The organism is Mesorhizobium sp. DCY119, assembly GCF_003590645.1.
GTDB lineage: Bacteria > Pseudomonadota > Alphaproteobacteria > Rhizobiales > Rhizobiaceae > Mesorhizobium_M.
Window position 1 is genome coordinate 1,674,991 of record NZ_CP031834.1, and the last position, 16,928, is coordinate 1,691,918.

General features: G+C 61.0%; 20 protein-coding genes. 7 read left to right on the plus strand and 13 right to left on the minus strand.

What is annotated here, in order from left to right; genetic code table 11:
- Positions 1 to 2: 2 nt before the first annotated feature.
- The 5 genes from DZG07_RS08080 to DZG07_RS08100 all read right to left on the minus strand — a co-directional run bounded on the left by DZG07_RS08080 (position 3) and on the right by DZG07_RS08100 (position 4,390).
- Positions 3 to 1,154: a Xaa-Pro peptidase family protein gene (locus DZG07_RS08080; protein WP_091917666.1), complete on the minus strand. Its 1,152-nt coding sequence runs from the start codon at positions 1,152 to 1,154 to the stop codon at positions 3 to 5.
- Complete coding sequence (gene pgeF / locus DZG07_RS08085; protein WP_119815794.1) at positions 1,154 to 1,948, minus strand: peptidoglycan editing factor PgeF; 795 nt, start codon at positions 1,946 to 1,948, stop codon at positions 1,154 to 1,156. The genes DZG07_RS08080 and pgeF overlap by 1 nt, the downstream gene beginning before the upstream one ends.
- Positions 1,949 to 2,055: 107 nt before the next feature.
- A complete protein-coding gene (locus tag DZG07_RS08090) occupies positions 2,056 to 3,144 on the minus strand; it encodes a class I SAM-dependent methyltransferase (RefSeq protein ID WP_119815797.1) in 1,089 nt (362 codons plus the stop codon).
- Positions 3,141 to 3,992: a prolipoprotein diacylglyceryl transferase gene (lgt, locus tag DZG07_RS08095; protein ID WP_091917663.1), complete on the minus strand. Its 852-nt coding sequence runs from the start codon at positions 3,990 to 3,992 to the stop codon at positions 3,141 to 3,143. The genes DZG07_RS08090 and lgt overlap by 4 nt, the downstream gene beginning before the upstream one ends.
- A gap of 134 nt (positions 3,993 to 4,126) precedes the next feature.
- Positions 4,127 to 4,390, minus strand: coding sequence for a type II toxin-antitoxin system ParD family antitoxin (locus DZG07_RS08100; protein WP_091917662.1), 264 nt, complete (start codon positions 4,388 to 4,390; stop codon positions 4,127 to 4,129).
- Positions 4,391 to 4,618: 228 nt separating this feature from the next.
- Between DZG07_RS08100 and DZG07_RS08105 the strand changes: the two genes are divergently transcribed.
- From DZG07_RS08105 to DZG07_RS08115, 3 genes are all read left to right on the plus strand, one after another.
- Positions 4,619 to 4,942, plus strand: coding sequence for an accessory factor UbiK family protein (locus DZG07_RS08105; RefSeq protein ID WP_091917661.1), 324 nt, complete (start codon positions 4,619 to 4,621; stop codon positions 4,940 to 4,942).
- A 333-nt stretch (positions 4,943 to 5,275) separates the two neighbouring features.
- Positions 5,276 to 5,776 carry a YbjN domain-containing protein gene (locus tag DZG07_RS08110; protein WP_091917660.1) on the plus strand — a complete coding sequence of 167 codons (501 nt, stop codon included), beginning with the start codon at positions 5,276 to 5,278 and terminating at the stop codon, positions 5,774 to 5,776.
- Between the two features lie 7 nt (positions 5,777 to 5,783).
- Complete coding sequence (locus tag DZG07_RS08115) at positions 5,784 to 6,143, plus strand: tRNA-binding protein (protein WP_091917659.1); 360 nt, start codon at positions 5,784 to 5,786, stop codon at positions 6,141 to 6,143.
- Between the two features lie 54 nt (positions 6,144 to 6,197).
- Here DZG07_RS08115 and DZG07_RS08120 read toward each other — a convergent pair whose 3' ends face one another.
- From DZG07_RS08120 to DZG07_RS08135, 4 genes are all read right to left on the minus strand, one after another.
- Entirely contained in the window at positions 6,198 to 8,000 is a 1,803-nt protein-coding gene (locus DZG07_RS08120) for an NAD(P)/FAD-dependent oxidoreductase (protein WP_119815799.1), read from the minus strand.
- Positions 8,001 to 8,167: 167 nt separating this feature from the next.
- On the minus strand, positions 8,168 to 9,580 hold the full coding sequence (locus tag DZG07_RS08125) for an ATP-binding protein (protein WP_091917657.1): 1,413 nt from the start codon (positions 9,578 to 9,580) through the stop codon (positions 8,168 to 8,170).
- Positions 9,581 to 9,847: 267 nt separating this feature from the next.
- Complete coding sequence (locus DZG07_RS08130; protein WP_091917656.1) at positions 9,848 to 10,567, minus strand: response regulator transcription factor; 720 nt, start codon at positions 10,565 to 10,567, stop codon at positions 9,848 to 9,850.
- On the minus strand, positions 10,554 to 11,087 hold the full coding sequence (locus tag DZG07_RS08135; RefSeq protein ID WP_119815802.1) for a MarR family transcriptional regulator: 534 nt from the start codon (positions 11,085 to 11,087) through the stop codon (positions 10,554 to 10,556). Before DZG07_RS08135 ends, DZG07_RS08130 begins: the two co-directional genes overlap by 14 nt.
- Before the next feature lie 245 nt (positions 11,088 to 11,332).
- Here DZG07_RS08135 and DZG07_RS08140 point away from each other — a divergent pair, with 245 nt between their 5' ends.
- The 3 genes from DZG07_RS08140 to DZG07_RS08150 all read left to right on the plus strand — a co-directional run bounded on the left by DZG07_RS08140 (position 11,333) and on the right by DZG07_RS08150 (position 13,430).
- On the plus strand, positions 11,333 to 12,226 hold the full coding sequence (locus DZG07_RS08140; protein WP_119821518.1) for a branched-chain amino acid aminotransferase: 894 nt from the start codon (positions 11,333 to 11,335) through the stop codon (positions 12,224 to 12,226).
- A 158-nt stretch (positions 12,227 to 12,384) separates the two neighbouring features.
- Positions 12,385 to 12,669, plus strand: a complete 285-nt coding sequence (locus DZG07_RS08145) for a hypothetical protein (RefSeq protein ID WP_091917654.1) — start codon at positions 12,385 to 12,387, stop codon at positions 12,667 to 12,669.
- 116 nt (positions 12,670 to 12,785) lie between these two features.
- Complete coding sequence (locus DZG07_RS08150; protein WP_119815804.1) at positions 12,786 to 13,430, plus strand: MBL fold metallo-hydrolase; 645 nt, start codon at positions 12,786 to 12,788, stop codon at positions 13,428 to 13,430.
- A gap of 4 nt (positions 13,431 to 13,434) precedes the next feature.
- Here the strand turns inward: DZG07_RS08150 and pqqE are convergent, their stop codons facing one another.
- The 4 genes from pqqE to pqqB are packed head-to-tail and all read right to left on the minus strand — an operon-like array spanning position 13,435 to position 16,545.
- The gene (pqqE, locus tag DZG07_RS08155) at positions 13,435 to 14,562 is read right to left on the minus strand and encodes a pyrroloquinoline quinone biosynthesis protein PqqE (RefSeq protein WP_119815807.1); all 1,128 of its coding nucleotides are present in this window, start codon (positions 14,560 to 14,562) and stop codon (positions 13,435 to 13,437) included.
- Positions 14,559 to 14,855, minus strand: coding sequence for a pyrroloquinoline quinone biosynthesis peptide chaperone PqqD (gene pqqD, locus DZG07_RS08160; RefSeq protein ID WP_119815810.1), 297 nt, complete (start codon positions 14,853 to 14,855; stop codon positions 14,559 to 14,561). Before pqqD ends, pqqE begins: the two co-directional genes overlap by 4 nt.
- Entirely contained in the window at positions 14,852 to 15,610 is a 759-nt protein-coding gene (gene pqqC / locus DZG07_RS08165; protein WP_119815813.1) for a pyrroloquinoline-quinone synthase PqqC, read from the minus strand. Before pqqC ends, pqqD begins: the two co-directional genes overlap by 4 nt.
- Positions 15,607 to 16,545, minus strand: coding sequence for a pyrroloquinoline quinone biosynthesis protein PqqB (pqqB, locus tag DZG07_RS08170; protein WP_119815816.1), 939 nt, complete (start codon positions 16,543 to 16,545; stop codon positions 15,607 to 15,609). The genes pqqC and pqqB overlap by 4 nt, the downstream gene beginning before the upstream one ends.
- Between pqqB and DZG07_RS23775 the strand changes: the two genes are divergently transcribed.
- Positions 16,544 to 16,876, plus strand: a complete 333-nt coding sequence (locus tag DZG07_RS23775) for a hypothetical protein (protein ID WP_162931578.1) — start codon at positions 16,544 to 16,546, stop codon at positions 16,874 to 16,876. The genes pqqB and DZG07_RS23775 overlap by 2 nt on opposite strands.
- Positions 16,877 to 16,928 lie beyond the last annotated feature (52 nt).

A 16,928-nucleotide genomic window follows, 5' to 3' on the forward strand; every position in this document is an offset into this window, starting at 1 on the left:
ATTCACTTCACGATCAAGTCGAGATCATGGCGCGAAAGCGGCTTCGGTTGGGAATCCGTCGTCAGGTAGGTACGGCCGAGCGTCATCGCGGTTTCGGTTTCGGAATCCATGATGATCATATGGGCAAACAGCGTCATGTTGGGCGCGATCGGTTCGGGATTGCCCTGGTAGAACATCGGCATGTCCATCCAGGACGGCGTGAAGCGCGCGCCGAGCGAATAGCCGCAGGCGTTGAGCCGGTGCTTGGTCAGGCCATGCGCTTCCATGACCTTGGCGTGGGCGTCGAAGACATCGCCGAAAGTGTTGCCGGGCGTCATCGCCTTTTCCACGGCGATGAGCGCGTCGCGGGACGCGTCGAACAGTTCCTGATGGCGCTTCGAAACCTTGCCGGTTAGAACGGTGCGCATCATGGCAGCGTGGTAATGGTGGAATACGCCGGCCCATTCCAGCGTCAGCTGGTCGTTCTTGTTGAGCTTGCGGCGGCCGGCCTTGTAGCGGCAGAGCAGCGCGTCGGAGCCCGAGCCGATGATGAATTCGTTGGCGGGATAATCGCCGCCGCCTTCGAAGATCGCGCCCTGCATGGCGGCAAGGATCGCACCTTCGTCCGCACCCTGCTTGATGAGCTTCAAGCCGGCATCGAGCGCGTCGTCGGCGAGATTGGCGGCCTTTTCGGCCTTCTTGATTTCGGCCGGGCTCTTGAACAGGCGCAGCCGGCTGATGATGCCCGAGGCGTCGACGATCTGGCCGAAGGTCTGGAGCTGTTCGTCCAGCCGGCGGCCATTGTAGGCGGTAAGGCCATGCGTGTCATATTCGATGCCGATGCGGGCACCGAGAAGGTCCAGGTCGTTCAGCAGGTTGCGAAGGTCGAGCGTCGGGTTCGCGCCATCGCGGTCCGTCCACAAGACGATGTTCTCGATGGTCGAGGTGTGCCTGGCCTGGCGCAGATCGGCCGAGCGCGTCAGCAGAACCATCGAGCCGTCGGCCTTCATGACGAGGCACTGGAAGAAGCAGAAGCCGAAGGTGTCGTAACCGGTCAGCCAGTACATGCTTTCCTGCGCGAACATCAGGATCGCGTCGAGCTTCTTCTCCGCCATCTCGATGACCAGCCGGTCGCGGCGGGCGTCAAACTCGGAGCGTTCGAAATGCAGCGCCATCAGATGTCCTCCAGAATGATTGCCGATATCTGCCGGCCGTAATCCGCTTCCTTGCGGTGGGTGGAGCGGCGATAGGAATAGAACAGGTCTTCCTCGGCATAGGTGCAGCGGTCGAGGCTTTCGGCGTTGACCCCTGCCTTTAGCAAGCGATCGACCGTGTAGAGATTGAGGTCGAACATGGCGTGGCCGGGCGTTTTCGACGGTGCGAAGTAACGCGCATTTTCGCCGTCGACTTCCACGAAGCGCGCGACGAATTCGGGGCCAACCTCGTAGTTGTCCGGGCCGATCGAGGGGCCTAGCACGGCGACGATACGCTCGCGCTTGGCGCCCAGACCTTCCATGGCGGTGATGGTGTTTTCGAGCACTCCGGTGAAAGCGCCTTTCCAGCCGGCATGGGCTGCACCGATCACCTTCGCCTCTGAATCGGCAAACAGCACCGGCCCGCAATCGGCGGTGGTCGCGCCGATGGCGATGCCTGGACGGTCGGTAACGATTGCGTCAGCTTTCGGCCGCGCGCCGGAAAACGGCTCGCGCGCCACGATCACATCGGGTGAATGGATCTGATGAGCGCTCAACAGCGAATCGACGTCGACGCCCATCCATGCGGCTACGCGGCGGCGATTCTCGCGCACGAGCGACTGGTCGTCATTGGAGCCCGAGCCGATGTTGAGGCCTTCATAGATGCCGTTGGAGACACCGCCGACACGGGTGAAGTAACCGTGCCTGATGCCTTTGGTTTCAGCTTCGCCGAGCAGGGCGGAACGGATCGGGTTCAGCATGATTTGATCTGACATATGCCGCCTTGTTCTTCGCGAAACCCATTCCGTCAAGGCGAAACTTCGCCAGGCGAGCCTCGCTTGCAATGGTGCGGACGGGACAGTGAGGCAGGGGATTGGCCGAGTCAATCCGCATCGGAAAAGGGCGAAACGGCTGTTCCCGAAGGCAAAATCGCCAGCACTTTGAACAGGTCGCCCATGGCGGAAGGACCTGCGAGACGCTCGACTTGCCCCCGGATTTTTTCCTGGCCGGCGGCGTCCATAGCTGCCCCCAAATGGCCAGCACGTTCCAGCAAGCCCATCTCTAGGAGGAAGTGACCCTGGGTCATGAGATGGGCGTCGAGCCGCTTTCCCCGCGCGGTTGCGGCAAGTGCTGAGAAATCGACATGGGAGGTGATGTCGGCATGGCCGGGGCTTGCGAGAACGTCTTCGTATTGATGTTTTCGCAGCGCCTGCAGCGTGTCGCCAATGCCGGGCTCGAGATGGCCGTAGTCGATGAACAGGCCGGCGCCGCCAAGGGTCGCTATCCGGTCGGCGATTGCATCCATCAGCGCGGTTCGGGCCGGTGCAAGCTCGGAGATGGCGCCGTCCGAAGCGGTGGTGGCATTGCCCGGCAACAGGGATGTGTCTAGCGAAGCTGCGCCGGCGAGGAAATGAAGCTCGCCGGCTTCGTTCAGACCGACCATGCGCTCCCGCCACTTTCCGCCGGCGTGCACGAACTGCCGTATCGGGATAGCGTCGAAAAGCTCGTTGCCGACGATGATGAGCGGTTTGGCCGGCAGGGTCTCGATGGACTGATGCCAGTCGATGCGGGCCTGCGTCCCGGTCAACGTTTTCTTTTGTATCTCAACCAGCCGGGGGCTGGTTTCGATCATGGCGAAGGAGGCTTGCGCAACGAGTGAAGGGTCGAGCTTCAACAGCGTGCGCAATATGTCCTTCATCAGGGTGCCCCGCCCCGGCCCGATCTCGGCGATCGTGACGGGTAGGGGCCGCCCGGTTGCCTGCCATGCCGTATGCAGCCAGACGGCGACGAGTTCGCCGAACATCTGGCTGATTTCAGGCGCGGTCGTGAAATCGCCAGCGACGCCAAAGGGCTCGCGGTTGGTGTAATAGCCGTCTTCGGGATCGAACAGGCAAAGCGCCATGTAATCGGCAACCGAAATCGGCCCGTTGGCGGCGATCAGCCTTTTGATGCGCTGCTTGAGCGCAGTCATGCGGCCTTCGGCTCAGGCGTGGGCTTGGCCGTGACCATGGCCCAGACACCGAGCAGGACCATCGGCACGGACAGAACCATGCCCATCGTCAACCAGCCGCCGAAGAGGTAGCCGAGCTGCGCGTCCGGCTCGCGGAAGAATTCGACGAAGATGCGCGACAGCCCATAGCCGGCGACGAAGGCGCCGGCGACGAAGCCCGGCCTCTTCAGTTTGAAAAGCGTATGGGTGAGGATGCGCAGCACGCAGAACAGGACGAGACCTTCAAGTCCCGCCTCATAGAGCTGGCTCGGATGGCGCGTGAACGGGCCGCCTGTGGGAAACTCGAACGCCCAGGGGACGTTGGTCAGTCTGCCCCACAGTTCGGAATTGATGAAGTTGGTGACGCGCACCAGCCCGAGCGCGACAGGTACGCCGGCGGCGACCACGTCGAACATGGTCCAGACTGGAATGCCGCGCTTGCGGGCAAACAGGATCATCGCCAGCGTCGTGCCGGTGAAACCGCCGTGGAACGACATGCCGCCCTGCCAGACCTTGAAGATGTCGAGCGGGTTCTGGATATAGCGCGCCAGATCGTAAAACAGGATGTAGCCGACACGGCCGCCCAGCACGACGCCGACTGCCGCCCAGACGAGGAAATCGTCAAGGTCTTCCGGCTTCATCGGCAGATTGCCGTTGTTCCAGAGGCTCGGCGTGGTCACCAGCCGCTTGCCGTACCACCACGCAAACAGGATGCCGACGATATAGGCAACGCCATACCAGTGGATCGCCAGCGGCCCGATCTGGACGATGACCGGATCGATGTTGGGGAAGGGCAGGGCAGCCAGAGGCAAGGCAAGATAGTCGCTCAAGAAAAACTCCCGGGTCGGGCGGCGGTTCGGCGCGGACCATGATGCAGGCTTTTGGCCGGGTCAAGGCAGGGGAGGGATCAACTCAAACGTGATAGGGGTCAGCTTTCGGGGAAGGCGTTGTAGTCGCGCTTCGTTCACGCTTTACGGTCGGTTATCTGCGCCTTGTATTTCGCTTCTAGCCGCTCAAATGCCTCATCGATCGGGATCACTCGCCCGGCCTCCGCATCAGCTATCCCGCGGGCGATGGCTGCATCGAGTGCGGCGAGTTTCGTCTCGCGCTCCTGAATGAGGCGCACGCCCTCACGCAGCACTTCGCTCTTCGAATTGTAGCGGCCGCTGGTCACCAGCTTGTTGACGAATTCCTCGAGCGGTCCGCCGAGATCTGCGCTTATGGCCATGGGCTGATCCTTTCATTGTCTGCCGAATTTAATAACTGTTATTGACGGCATCAAGTCGCAGGCCAGATCGCCGTGCGTCCATTCGGACGCACGGCGATCTAGCACTTTGAATGAGCATCGGACTATTCCGAAAACCGGATTCCACTTTTCGGTCCGATGCTCTGAGCAACGATCTTGCATTCGCGGTCGCGCGGCACTACGTCAAAACTTCAACCAAGAGGGTTTGCCATGTCGACCGGACCGAACCGCATTCTCGACGAATTCGCCAAGCTGGTGACGGACGCTGCAGGTGCTGCGCAAGGCGTGCGCCGCGAGGTCGAGACCGCCTTCAAGGGACAGGCCGAGCGCATCCTCAATTCCATGGATGTGGTGCAGCGCGAGGAGTTCGAGGCACTGCGCGAAATGACGCTGAAGCTTCGCGCCGAGAACGAAAAGCTCACCGGGCGAGTCGCTGAGCTCGAAGCCAAATTGGCCAAGACGCCGGGTCAAAGCCAGGCAGCAGCCGAAGAAGCGCCGGCAAAACGGTCCACGAAGGCCGCTCCCAAAAAATAATTGAAAATATTTCGTTAACCTTTTCCACAAAGCCCGATCCGAAAAAGCGCTTTCGGCTGAATCGCTTATCGGTCTTCGATGAATCTTTGTGCGAGCGGCTTTCCACACCCTTGTGCCCCTTGCCGCAAAAAAGGGGCTGTTCACGCGACTCTGCATCAATACACTGAATTTGTTGCATGATTCGTAACGGGGTCATGCGCCGGGTGGTGGGGACCCGGTCCCAGTGTGCGTAGCAGACCAAATCCTGCCGACCGTGTTCGAGATTAAGATTGTTCGCGTGTGCCTTTCCGCGGAGTGCGGGAATAGCGCTCCCAGAACGTCAGGAAGCATTTTATGGAACTTGTCGAGCTGGAATACGCACGTGAAATCCACCCGGTGGATGTCATCGAGCAGGTCGCGCACAACAATGAATGGTCGTTCGAACGCACGGGCGATGACGAGATCGCCATCTCCGTCGTCGGCACCTGGACGGACTACCATATCTCATTCTCCTGGATGGAGGACTTCGAGGCGCTGCATCTGGCCTGCGCCTTCGACATCAAGGTGCCGGAGACGCGCACGCTCGAAATCATGCGGCTTCTGTCGCTGATCAACGAGCAGATGCTTTTCGGCCATTTCGATCTCTGGGAGCAGGAAGGCGCGATCATGTTCCGCCAGTCCTTGCTGCTTGCCGGTGGGGTCGAGCCGACCAGCCAGCAGGTCGAGATTCTCCTCTCCTCGGCGCTGGAAGCTTGCGAATGCTATTTCCAGGCGTTCCAGTTCGTTGTCTGGTCGGGCACCTCCGCCAAGGACGCGCTGGCCGGCGTGCTCTTCGAGACATTTGGCAACGCATAAGTTTTCCATGACCGCAGACACAACAAGAAAACCGGAGATCACCTTCGCCGATTTCGATCGCGTCGACATCCGCGCCGGCACGATCGTCGAGGTCGAACCATATCCGGAAGCGCGCAAGCCTGCCTTCAAGCTGAAGATCGATTTCGGGCCGGAAATCGGCATCAAGAAATCGTCAGCGCAGATCACCAAATACTATTCCATCGACACGCTCGTCGGCCGGCAGGTTTTTGCCGTGGTCAATTTCCCGCCGCGCCAGATCGGCAAGTTCATGTCGGAAGTTCTGACGCTTGGCTTTCCCGACGAAGAAGGCGACGTCGTGCTCGGCGCCATCGAGCGGCGTGTGCCGGATGGCGGGCGGCTGTTCTAGCGTTCGGTAGAATTCGAACCGACGGCTGCGACAACCGCCGGTCCGAAGACCTCATCACGACAGATGATGGACCTTTTGCAGCCCGTAGACGGGCGTTGCGATGCCTTCCTGCCGCGCCTTGAGCTGCAGCGACAGATACTGCGAGTAATGACGCGACTGGTGGAGATTGCCGCCGTGGAACCACAGCGCTTCCTGCTGCGTCGGCTTCCACATGTTGCGCTGTTCGCCTTCCCAGGGGCCGGGGTCCTTGGTGGTGTTTGAGCCGAGACCCCAGACCTTGCCGACCTTGTCGGCAACTTCCTTGGAGATGAGGTCGGCGGCCCAGCCATTCATGGAGCCGTAGCCTGTGGCGTAGACGACCAGATCCGCCGGCAGTTCGGTGCCGTCGGTCAGGATCACCGAGTTTTCCGTCAGTTCCTTCACGTCGACGCCGCTCTTCAGCTTGATCGAGCCGTTGGCGACGAGTTCGGAGGCACCGACATCGATGTAGTAGCCGGAGCCGCGCCGGAGATATTTCATGAACAGCCCGGATTCGTCGTCGCCGAAGTCGAGCATGAAGCCGGCTTTCTCAAGCCGCTTGTAGAAATCGGCGTCGCGTTCGCGGATCGCATTGTAAACCGGGATCTGGAACTCATGCATGATCCTGTAGGGCAGGGAGGCGAAGATCAGATCGGCCTTCCGCGTCGTCATGCCGGCTTCGACCGCCTGTTCCGAATAGAGCGAGCCAAGCCCAATCTCCATCAGCGAGTCCGACTTGACGATGTGGGTCGAGGACCGCTGCAGCATGGTGACGTCAGCACCCGCTTCCCAAAGGGCTGCACAGATGTCATGCGCCGAATTGTTGGAGCCGACGACGACGACCTTCTTGCCGGCATATTTCTCCGGGCCGGGGTGTTTCGAGGAGTGTTGCTGGTCGCCCTTGAAGATATCCATGCCCTTGATCTTCGGCATGTTGGCCTTGCCGGACATGCCGGTGGCCAGTACGAGCTGCTTGGGCTTTAGCACGATCTCCTTGCCGTCGCGCTCGACGACGACAGTCCATTCCTTGGTTTTCTCGTCGTAGGAAGCGCTCTTGCACTCGGTCGAGCTCCAGTAATTGAGCTCCATGACCTTGGTGTACATTTCCAGCCAGTCGCCGATCTTGTCCTTCGGCGCGAAGACAGGCCAGTTCTTTGGGAAGTCGATATAGGGCAGATGGTCGTACCAGACCGGGTCGTGCAGGCAGAGCGACTTGTAGCGCTTGCGCCAGCTGTCGCCGGCGCGCTCGTTGCGCTCGATGATGATGGTCGATACGCCGAGCTGGCGCAGCCTTGCGCCGAGCGCGATGCCGCCCTGGCCGCCGCCGACGATGACGCAATAGGGCTGGCGCGAGAAGCCGAGTTCGCTGGCTTCCTCCTCGCGTTCTTCCTTCCACGTCTTGCGGTTCTTGCTGGAGCCGTGCTTGGCGCCCATCGGGCGGGCAAAGCCTAGCGGCTCCTCATGGCCTTTCAACTCGCTCATCGTCGTCAGCAAGGTCCAAATGCGGCCGTCCTTCAGGCGGATATGGCCGTAGCCGCGGGCGACATTGGTTTCGAAGGTGATCCAGCCGTCGACGATGCCGTCGGCTTCGGTAACGTCTTCGCCTTCGGCCAGCGCCCATTTCTCCGGCTTGGTGGCTGCGAGCTGCTTTTCCAGCATCTGGCGGACCTGATCGGGGCCCTCCATCGTCTTGATGTTCCAGGTGAATGTAACGAGGTCGCGCCAGTAGCAGTCTTCCTGAAACAGGCTGACTGCCGTGTCGATGTCGCCGGCGGCCAGAGCTTTGCCGAAGCGGTCGAGCAGATCGGTAAGTGTCTTTTGCGGTGCCTTTTCGAGCATGGATGATCCTCCCATCGGTGCTGAAATATCGCTGCGACGTGCCTGTCTCCTCCGGGCTGTCTCGAAGCGAATGCGGGAGTATCCGCAAAGATCGTGATGGTCGTCACGCCCGACCATAGTTTGCAGGTGATTCAAATGCTTATGGGAATCGCAGTTTGCGCCTGATGTCAGGCCGGTACCTTGATGATCGCCCTCAGGCCGCCCAGCGGGCTGTCATCCAGCGTGATGTCGCCGCCGTGGCTGCGGGCGATGTCGCGGGCAATGGCGAGACCCAGGCCCGTGCCGCTGGCGTCCAGATTGCGGGCCTCGTCTAGCCGCACGAAGGGCTTGAACACCTCTTCACGCTTTTCCGGAGGAATGCCCGGGCCGTTGTCGTCGACGACGACCGTCAGCGAACCGCGCGTATGGGTGGCGTTGACGCGGACTTCCTTGGCGTAGCGGAAGGCGTTGCCGGTAATGTTGGCGAGAAGCCTGCTGAACGCGTTGGGGCGCACATGGATATCGCGGTCACCAACCAGCGATGTGGCCAGCTTGCGTTCGCGCAGCTTGGCCTCTTCGCCAAGCTGGTGGAAATAGGCATCGAGATCGAAGCGGCCGGGGTCTTCCGAGGCTTCGCCGCGGGCGAATTCGAGATAGCCTTCCAGCATCGACTGCATGTCGTCGATGTCCTGGTTGAGGGCTGCCAGGTCCGGTTTCTTGCCCGACAGAGCCAATTGCAGCCTGAAGCGCGTGAGGATCGTTCTCAAATCGTGACTGACGCCGGTCAGCATCGCCGTACGCTGCTCGATCTGGCGTTCGATGCGCTCGCGCATCTGGATGAAGGCGAAGCCGGCACGGCGCACTTCCTCCGCGCCGCGCGGGCGGAAATCGCGCGGCATCGGGCGGCCCTTGCCGAAGCTCTCGGCGGCTTCGGCGAGCGCCAGGATCGGCCTGATCTGGTTGCGCAGGAACGGAATGGCGATCACCAGCAGCACCAGCGAGGTGCCGACCATCCAGATCAGGAAGATGTGGGTGTTCGACGCGTAAGCCTGGCTGCGGCGCACGAAAACGCGCAGCACCTTGTTTTCGAGCTGAATGCGCACTTCGACGATGTTCGAGTTGCCCACCGTATCGATCCAGAACGGCCGATTGATCTGCCGCGTGATCTCCGACGACAGGATCTGGTCGAGAATCGAGAAGAAAGGCTTCGGCCCCGGCGGCGGCAGGGGGTCGGGCGGCAGGATGTCGATCTTCAGCGAGAGCCGGTCCTGCGCGATGCGAATGACGTTGGCGTAGTCGTCGTCATGCGGATAGGTCTCGATCATGTCGATGATCGCGGCGATGTCGCGGGTCACGGCCTGCGACAGGCGCAGCGTCACCGTTTGCCAGTGGCGTTCCATGAAGTTGAAGGCGACCACCGACTGCAGCAGGATCATCGGCGTTATGATGATGATCAGCGAGCGTGGATAAAGCCGCTTCGGCATGTATAGCGAAACGAGCCGCCAGAAGCGTTTCCAGTTTTTCGGCACGGCGGCAACCGCGCGCCTGGCGCGCGCGACAAGATTTTCGTTTCCCGGTCCGTTCAGTTCCGAAGTCGCCATCTGCCGTTTCCATCCGCCGATGGCTTGCTGTTAGCAAAGCCATTGGAAGGGTCAGTCTATTCCACATGCGGACAGGCGAGAAGAGCCTAGAGAAATCAAACGGTTAGGTGCGCAGTCCAGTGTGCGCCGCCGTTTGAGTTCATTGCGTTGTTTCGAAGACGAAAGCGCAACACCAAACCCGGTCCGATCCGATCAATATAGGGAGTTCGGGCCGATTCCCAATCGGAAACGCGGGCGTCCGATAAAGACGCCCAACGTTGCAGGCGCCTATTCGACACTCAGCCGGTAGCCGATGCCGCGAACCGTCTGCAGCCAGACCGGATTGGACGGATCGCGCTCGATCTTGCGGCGCAGCCGGTTGATCTGGACGTCGATCGTGCGCTCGCCGACATCGGATTCCCCGGCGACAAGCTCGTGGCGTGGAATGGTTTCGCCCGCACGCTCGGCAAAGATCGCAAGAATCTCCTGCTCGCGGTCGGTGAGTTTCAGCGGTTCGCCGCCCTTCTTCAGTTCGCGCTTGGCGATCTGGAATGTGTAGGGGCCGAATACCAGCTGCTCGACCTTGGGCGTGGCCGCCGGACCACCGCGGCGCAAAATATTGTTGATGCGCAGGATGAGCTCGCGCGGATCGAACGGCTTGGGCAGATAATCGTCCGCACCGGCTTCCAGCCCGGTGATGCGGCTGTCGGTTTCCGACAGCGCCGTCAGCATCAGGATCGGTACGGATTTCTCTGCACGCAGCGACTTCGTCAGGTCGACGCCGTTCTCGCCGGGCATCATGACATCGAGGATCAGCAGATCGAAATCGAGCCCGGCCAGCTTGCGCCGAGCCTCGCCGGCATTGCCTGCGACGGTGATGCGGAAGCCGTTCTCGCTGAGATACTGCTTCAGCAGGTTGCGGATGCGGGTGTCATCATCGACGACAAGGAGATGCGGTGCATCATCTTCCGGCGCTGTCGGATGGTCGGCTATCTCATTCGTCTCCATGGCTCTCCCTCAGCGCATTTCCCGGCAGATTGTCAATCTGCGCTCTTAATTCCGGGTTGACCATCGCTTTGAGGAATTGTTCGATCCCTTCGCGCTCGGTCGCTTGTGCACTCTCCAATGCCGCACTGATGCGGCGTGACTGTGGCCGGGCCAGGTCCAGAGCCAGCGCGCGGCCCTTTTCGGTTGGATAGAGCTCACGCTGACGCCGATCGCGCGGCCCCTGTATCTGGATGACATGGCCGGTGTCGATCAATTGCTTCAGGACGCGCGCAAGGCTCTGCTTGGTGATTTTCAAGACGTCGAGCAGTTCGGCAACCGTCAATCCGGGCATCCGGTTCACGAAATGCAGGATGCGATGATGCGCGCGGCCGAAGCCGTATTCTGCCAAAATCTGGTCCGGGTCGGAAGTGAAATCTCGATAGGCGAAGAAGAGCAGCTCGATGATGGCCAGATCGATGCCATCCTCGTTGGAGAGTGCGGTTCTGATTGGTTTGGCATCCTTGCCGTTACGATCTGCCATGGGTCTCCTGTGAGGTCGCTCAAATTTATGTCAGCCTTGTTGACATATTTTAGCGGCACTGGTAATTTTTGCCAAGCTTTTCGGCCAATTGCGAACGAAAAGGCAAGCCTCAGCCGTTTTTTCCGGAACTTCGTGAGTTTGCCTTGTCGATCATATCGGCCAGGGCTTCACGCCATCAATCGACATTGTGGCTGGTGTATTTCGACCCCGAAACGTGTGCGGGCGAGGACCCGCTGGAGGATATCATGGCATCCGTTCCCTTCGATCAGCTGGATGGTTTCATCTGGATGAATGGCGAGTTCGTAAAGTGGGCAGATGCCAAGATTCACGTACTCACGCACGGTTTGCACTATGCAAGTGCTGTATTCGAGGGCGAGCGCGCCTATGGCGGCGAGATTTTCAAGCTGACGGAGCATACGGAGCGCCTGCATGAGTCGGCGTGTATTCTCGGCTTCACGATTCCCTATTCGGTCACCGAGATCGACGATGCCTGCCGTGTGCTCCTGAAGAAGCAGGGTCTTCTGGACGCCTATGTGCGGCCAATCGCCTGGCGCGGCAGCGAGATGATGGGCGTTGCGGCGCAAAGCAACCGCATCAACTGCGCCATCGCCATCTGGCAGTGGCCGAGCTATTTCGACCCGGCGCAGAAGCTGAAGGGCATCCGCCTCGACCTGGCCGAATATCGCCGTCCCGATCCGCTCACCGCGCCGTCGAAGTCGAAGGCTGCCGGCCTCTACATGATCTGCACCCTGTCCAAGCATGCGGCGGAAGCCAAGGGCTATGCTGACGCGATGATGCTCGACTGGCGCGGCCAGGTGGCGGAGGCGACCGGCGCCAACATCTTCTTCGTCAAGGATGGCAAGCTCCACACGCCGAAGGCCGATTGCTTCCTGGACGGCATCACCCGCCGTACGGTGATCGGGCTGGCAAAGGATCGCGGGATCGAAGTAATCGAGCGCGCAATCCTGCCGGAAGAGCTTGAAGGTTTCGAGCAATGCTTCCTGACCGGCACCGCGGCGGAAGTTACGCCGGTGTCCGAAGTTGGTCCATACAGCTTCCAGGTTGGTGAAATCGCCAAGACGCTGATGGAGGATTACTACGCCGCCGTTCAGCCCAGGCAGGCGATTGCTGCCGAATAAGACCACGTCGATCGCCACCAAAGAAGCGTTTTCTTGCGGGCTGCCTTCGGGCAGCCCGTGTCATTTCAGCGGCTTAGCATTTGACTTTCGTCTAAATCGGCGTCTCATGTTGCTCATCGACTCGCGCGAGTCGGTTTTACTGTTGGAGGGATAGTAATATGGAAGCGCTTCTTCCGATCATCATACAGCTGGTAACCGGCGCCGTAGGCGGCCTCGGAGTTGGTGCGGCACTCAAGCAGGCAGCGATGAGTGCAGCGGTAAAAGTGATCTCGGGTGCCGTTGGCGGCGTTGCTGGCGGGCAGATTCTGACGAATGTTCTGAGTGATCCCAATGTTGCGGGCGCCCTGTCGGGTTCGCTCGGCAATGCAGTTGGCGGTGTGGTCGGCGGCGGTGTGCTGACGGCAATCGTCGGTGCCGTCATGGGCGCCATGAACAAGCGCTGAGCGCTACAAATTCCAGATCACGGGCGGTCTTCGGGCCGCCCGTTTTGTTTGGGCAATGCGGTGGACGCTGGGAACGATCCTGCATAAGTATCGCCTGACAAAGCGAAAGGAAAATCATGGGTCAGCTCAATGCGGGCATCATTCCGGTCACTGCCTTCCAGCAGAACTGCACGATCCTGTTCGATACCGAGACCAAGACGGGCGTCGTGGTTGATCCCGGCGGCGATGTCGACCGGATACTGGCGGCATTGAAGGACAACGGCATCACCATCACGGCGATCTGGTTGACCCATGGCCATATCGACCATGCCGGTGGGGCGATGGAGCTCAAGGAGAAGCTCGGCGTCGACGTCATCGGACCGCATGAGGCCGACCAGTTCCTGCTCGACAATATCGAAACCCAGGCCGAGCGCTTTGGCCTGGCGAAGGACGAGGTGCGCAACTGCGTGCCCGACCGCTATCTCACCGAGGGCGAAACGGTATCGTTCGGCGACCATGTTTTTGAAGTGCTGCATTGCCCGGGTCATGCGCCCGGCCATGTCGTCTTCTACAACCGCGATGCGAAATTCGCCCATGTCGGCGATGTGCTGTTCCACGGCTCTGTCGGCCGTACCGACCTGCCAGGCGGCGATCACGAGGCGCTGATTTCCTCGATCAAGGACAAGCTCCTGCCGCTGGGCGACGATATCGGCTTCATCTGTGGCCACGGCCCGGGCGGGAAGTTCGGCGAGGAACGGCGCAGCAATCCGTTCCTAGTCTGAGACGCTAAACCGGCTCCTGCACGGCGGCGATGCGGCGATAGACGAAAGTGGTCGCCTCGTTGCTGCCATCGGCGCGAGCGGTGGCCAGCGCATCCTCGATCAGCATGCTCATACGCGCATGGATGGGCGATTTCGCGCAGGCCGGGTCGGTGGCGGCCGGATCACCGGCGATTGCCATCGCCTGGCAGCGGCAGCCGCCCCAGTCGATCTCGCGGCGGTCGCAGCTCCGACAGGGTTCCTGCATCCAGCCGGTGCCGCGGAAGGCGTTGAATGCCGGCGAGTCGGTCCAGATCTCCGCAAGCGAGCGGTCGCCGAAGCGTTCGAATGTCAGCGTGCGAATGGTGTGCGCGGCATGGCAAGGCAGCACCGTGCCATCGGGCGCGACCATGAAGGCGTCGCGCGCCCAGCCACCCATGCATGGCTTGGGATAGGTGGCGAAGTAATCCGGTGTGACGAAATCGATGTTCATGATGCCGCGCAGGCGTTCGCGCGCTGCCTCGACGATTTCCACCTGCCGTTCCACGGCAGCCCGGTCCGGCATCAGGGCGTCGCGATTGACCAGCGCCCAGCCCGAATATTGCACATTGGCGATTTCCAGCCGTTCGGCGCCGAGCGACAGCGCAAGCTCGATGAAATCCGGCACTTCCTCGATATTGTGCCGGTGGATCGGTGCGTTGACGGTGAGCGGCAGGCCCGCCGCTTTGATGCGCCGCGCCGTCTCCAGCTTCTTTTCGTGGCTGCCGCGGTTGTTGCCGATACGCTCGGTGGTCGCGGCGTGCGCGCCCTGGAAACTCAATTGCACATGATCGAGCCCCGCCTCGGCCAGCGCGCGGATGCGGCCTTCGGCAATGCCGACACCGGCGGTGATGAGATTGGTGTAGACGCCGCGCGAGGAAAGCCCGGCGACGAGTTGCTCCAGGTCTCGGCGCAGGGTCGGCTCGCCGCCGGAAAGATGGACCTGCAGAACGCCGAGATCAGCCGCTTGGCGGAAAAGATAAAGCCAGGTCTGCGTATCGAGTTCGCGGTTCGCCTTCATCAGTTCGGTCGGATTGGAACAATAGGGGCATTGCAGCGGGCAGCGATGGGTCAGTTCCGCGAGCATGCCGATCGGGGGCAAAAGAGGTTCGCTCATAGCTTCACCAGCAGGTTGTCGGACCATTCCTGGAGGAACGCGGTGACGTCGGCGGCAACGTCTTCCTCCGCAGCATCATATTCCGCCGCCAGATTGGCGATGATGGTTCCGACATCTGCCTTGCCGTCGCAGCGGCGCAGGATGTCGAGACTGATGTCGTTTGGCCAGAATACCTTCTCCGGCGACAGCACCGACCAGGCCTGCCGAACGGGATCGAACTGGATGCGGACATGGCGCGGCAGGGAAGGGGTCGCCTGAAGCGAGACAATCCTGCGTTCGCGGGTCAGTGTCATCCGCGCTCCTCCGGCCGAAAGGCACCCGGCGGGATGTGGCCCGCCTCGCCATAGGCATGCATCAGCGCATCGAGCATTGCCCATAGTATATCGCATTTGAAGACCAGCGCATCGATTACCGACTGCTGGCGCTCGGGACTGTCGGCGTGGGCCAGCACATAGGCGAGTGCAAAATCGGAATCGCGCGAGGCCTGATCCGGCCGCGGCTTGAAATAGGCGAGGATGTCTTCGGTGACGTAATCATATTTCGCCAGCATCGCCGGCACGCGCTCGGCAATGATGACCGGCGAAAACAGTTCCGTCAGCGATGAGCCGACGGCCTCCAGCAGCGTGCGGTTGGTGCAGAAGGAAAGATAGGCGCCGACCGCGAAGCGCGTTGCCGGAAGCGCCAGCCGCTCGCCGATCACATCTTCCGCTGGGAGACCGAGGCCGGTCGCCAGCTTGAGCCAGCGGGCGATACCGCCGTTCCAGCCGTCTGCGCCGTCGTGATCCTCGATGCGCTTGCGCCATTCGGCCCGGAAGGCAGGGTCTTCGGCGCGCGCCAGGATCATCGCGTCCTTGCGCGGAATGACCGACTGATAGCAGTAGCGGTTAAGCGCCCAGGCCTGCATCTGGCCTTTCGTTAGTGCGCCTTGTGTCATCTGGTGATGAAACGGGTGAAGGTTGTGGTAGCGCTCGGCGCCGACCTGGCGCAGCACGGCTTCGAACTGCTGTGTGGTTAGCCCGTTCTTGGCGGCGTTATGGAAATCGCTCACAATTCTATCTCCATGCCGTCATAGCCGACTTCCCAGCCTGCGGACCTGACTGCCGCATGCTCGTGCGAATTCTCGTCGAGGACCGGGTTGGTGTTGTTGATGTGGACGAAGATGCGCCGGGAAATCGGCACATCCGCCAGACGGGCGATCGATCCGTTTTCGCCCGACATCGCAAGGTGTCCCATGCGGGCGCCTGTCTTGGTGCCGACGCCTGCGGTCACCATCTCGTCGTCGGTGTAGACCGTGCCGTCGAAGAGCAGGCAGGACGCGCCGGAAAGCCGCTGGCGGAGATCCGGGTCGACCCGCGCGCAGCCGGGAATGTAGAAAGCCGAGCTCTCAGGTCGCGAACCGGCAAGGCGAACAGCGATCGTATCGCCGCTGTCCGAGCCGAAATTATCGTTCGGACGGCTGGTGTCCTCGAGATAGAGCGCGATCTTGCCCGGCACGGCGAACGTCTCGATGCGCACACCGGTCTCGTTTCCCTCGGCGTCTTGAATGCTGGTCTCCTGATTTTCCATGAGCCTGTGGCGCGGGACAATGGACGGATCGAGCACATTGAAGATCGAATTCGCCCGCAGCGCCGACAGCACCTGCTCGGTGGCATAGATCGCGAATGGCTGACGCTCGCGCAGGCTGAGCAGGCCTGCGACATGGTCGACGTCGGCATTCGTCAGCACCACGGCGCGGATAGGCGTGGAGCGCAACGCGTCGTCAGGTTGGGGCTGCAGTTCCGGCGTTTCCGCAATCTGCTGGCGGATATCGGGGGACGCATTGAAAAGCACCCAGCCCCGCCCGTCGGCGGACGCGGCGAGACTGGATTGCGTCCTTGGTCTCACGCCTGCGCTGCCCGCGCGTGCCGCACGGCTTAGCCGGTAGTTGCAGTTCCATTGCGGGAATCCGCCGCCCGCCGCCGATCCGATGATCTTCACGCGCATGGCGAAGTCCGTCTTGCAAATTTCCAGTCAACCACCATTCTCCCCTGCCAAGCGCAATGCCTGCAAGGTCAAATTTCAAACCATTACGGCCCAAGCGGTCATGAACGGCGCGTGCCCCTGCAAGCAGTGGGCACGCGCCTTCTTGGCCTACTTCTTGGGAGTGATTTCAGCAGGCAGATACCGCGAAATTTCCATTCCTGCCGATACCTGGCACATTGTAGGCTTCGTCCAGCTCTTCTTCATGTCTTTCTCCTTTGTACCGGCCCCAAAGGCCGATTCCTTCGATCCTCAACCATTGCCTTGGCACCTATGTGCAATGGTCCGTCCATAAATGGACTAATGAAACAGCAGGTGCTTAAATTGCTAAACAAACTTATGTGAAC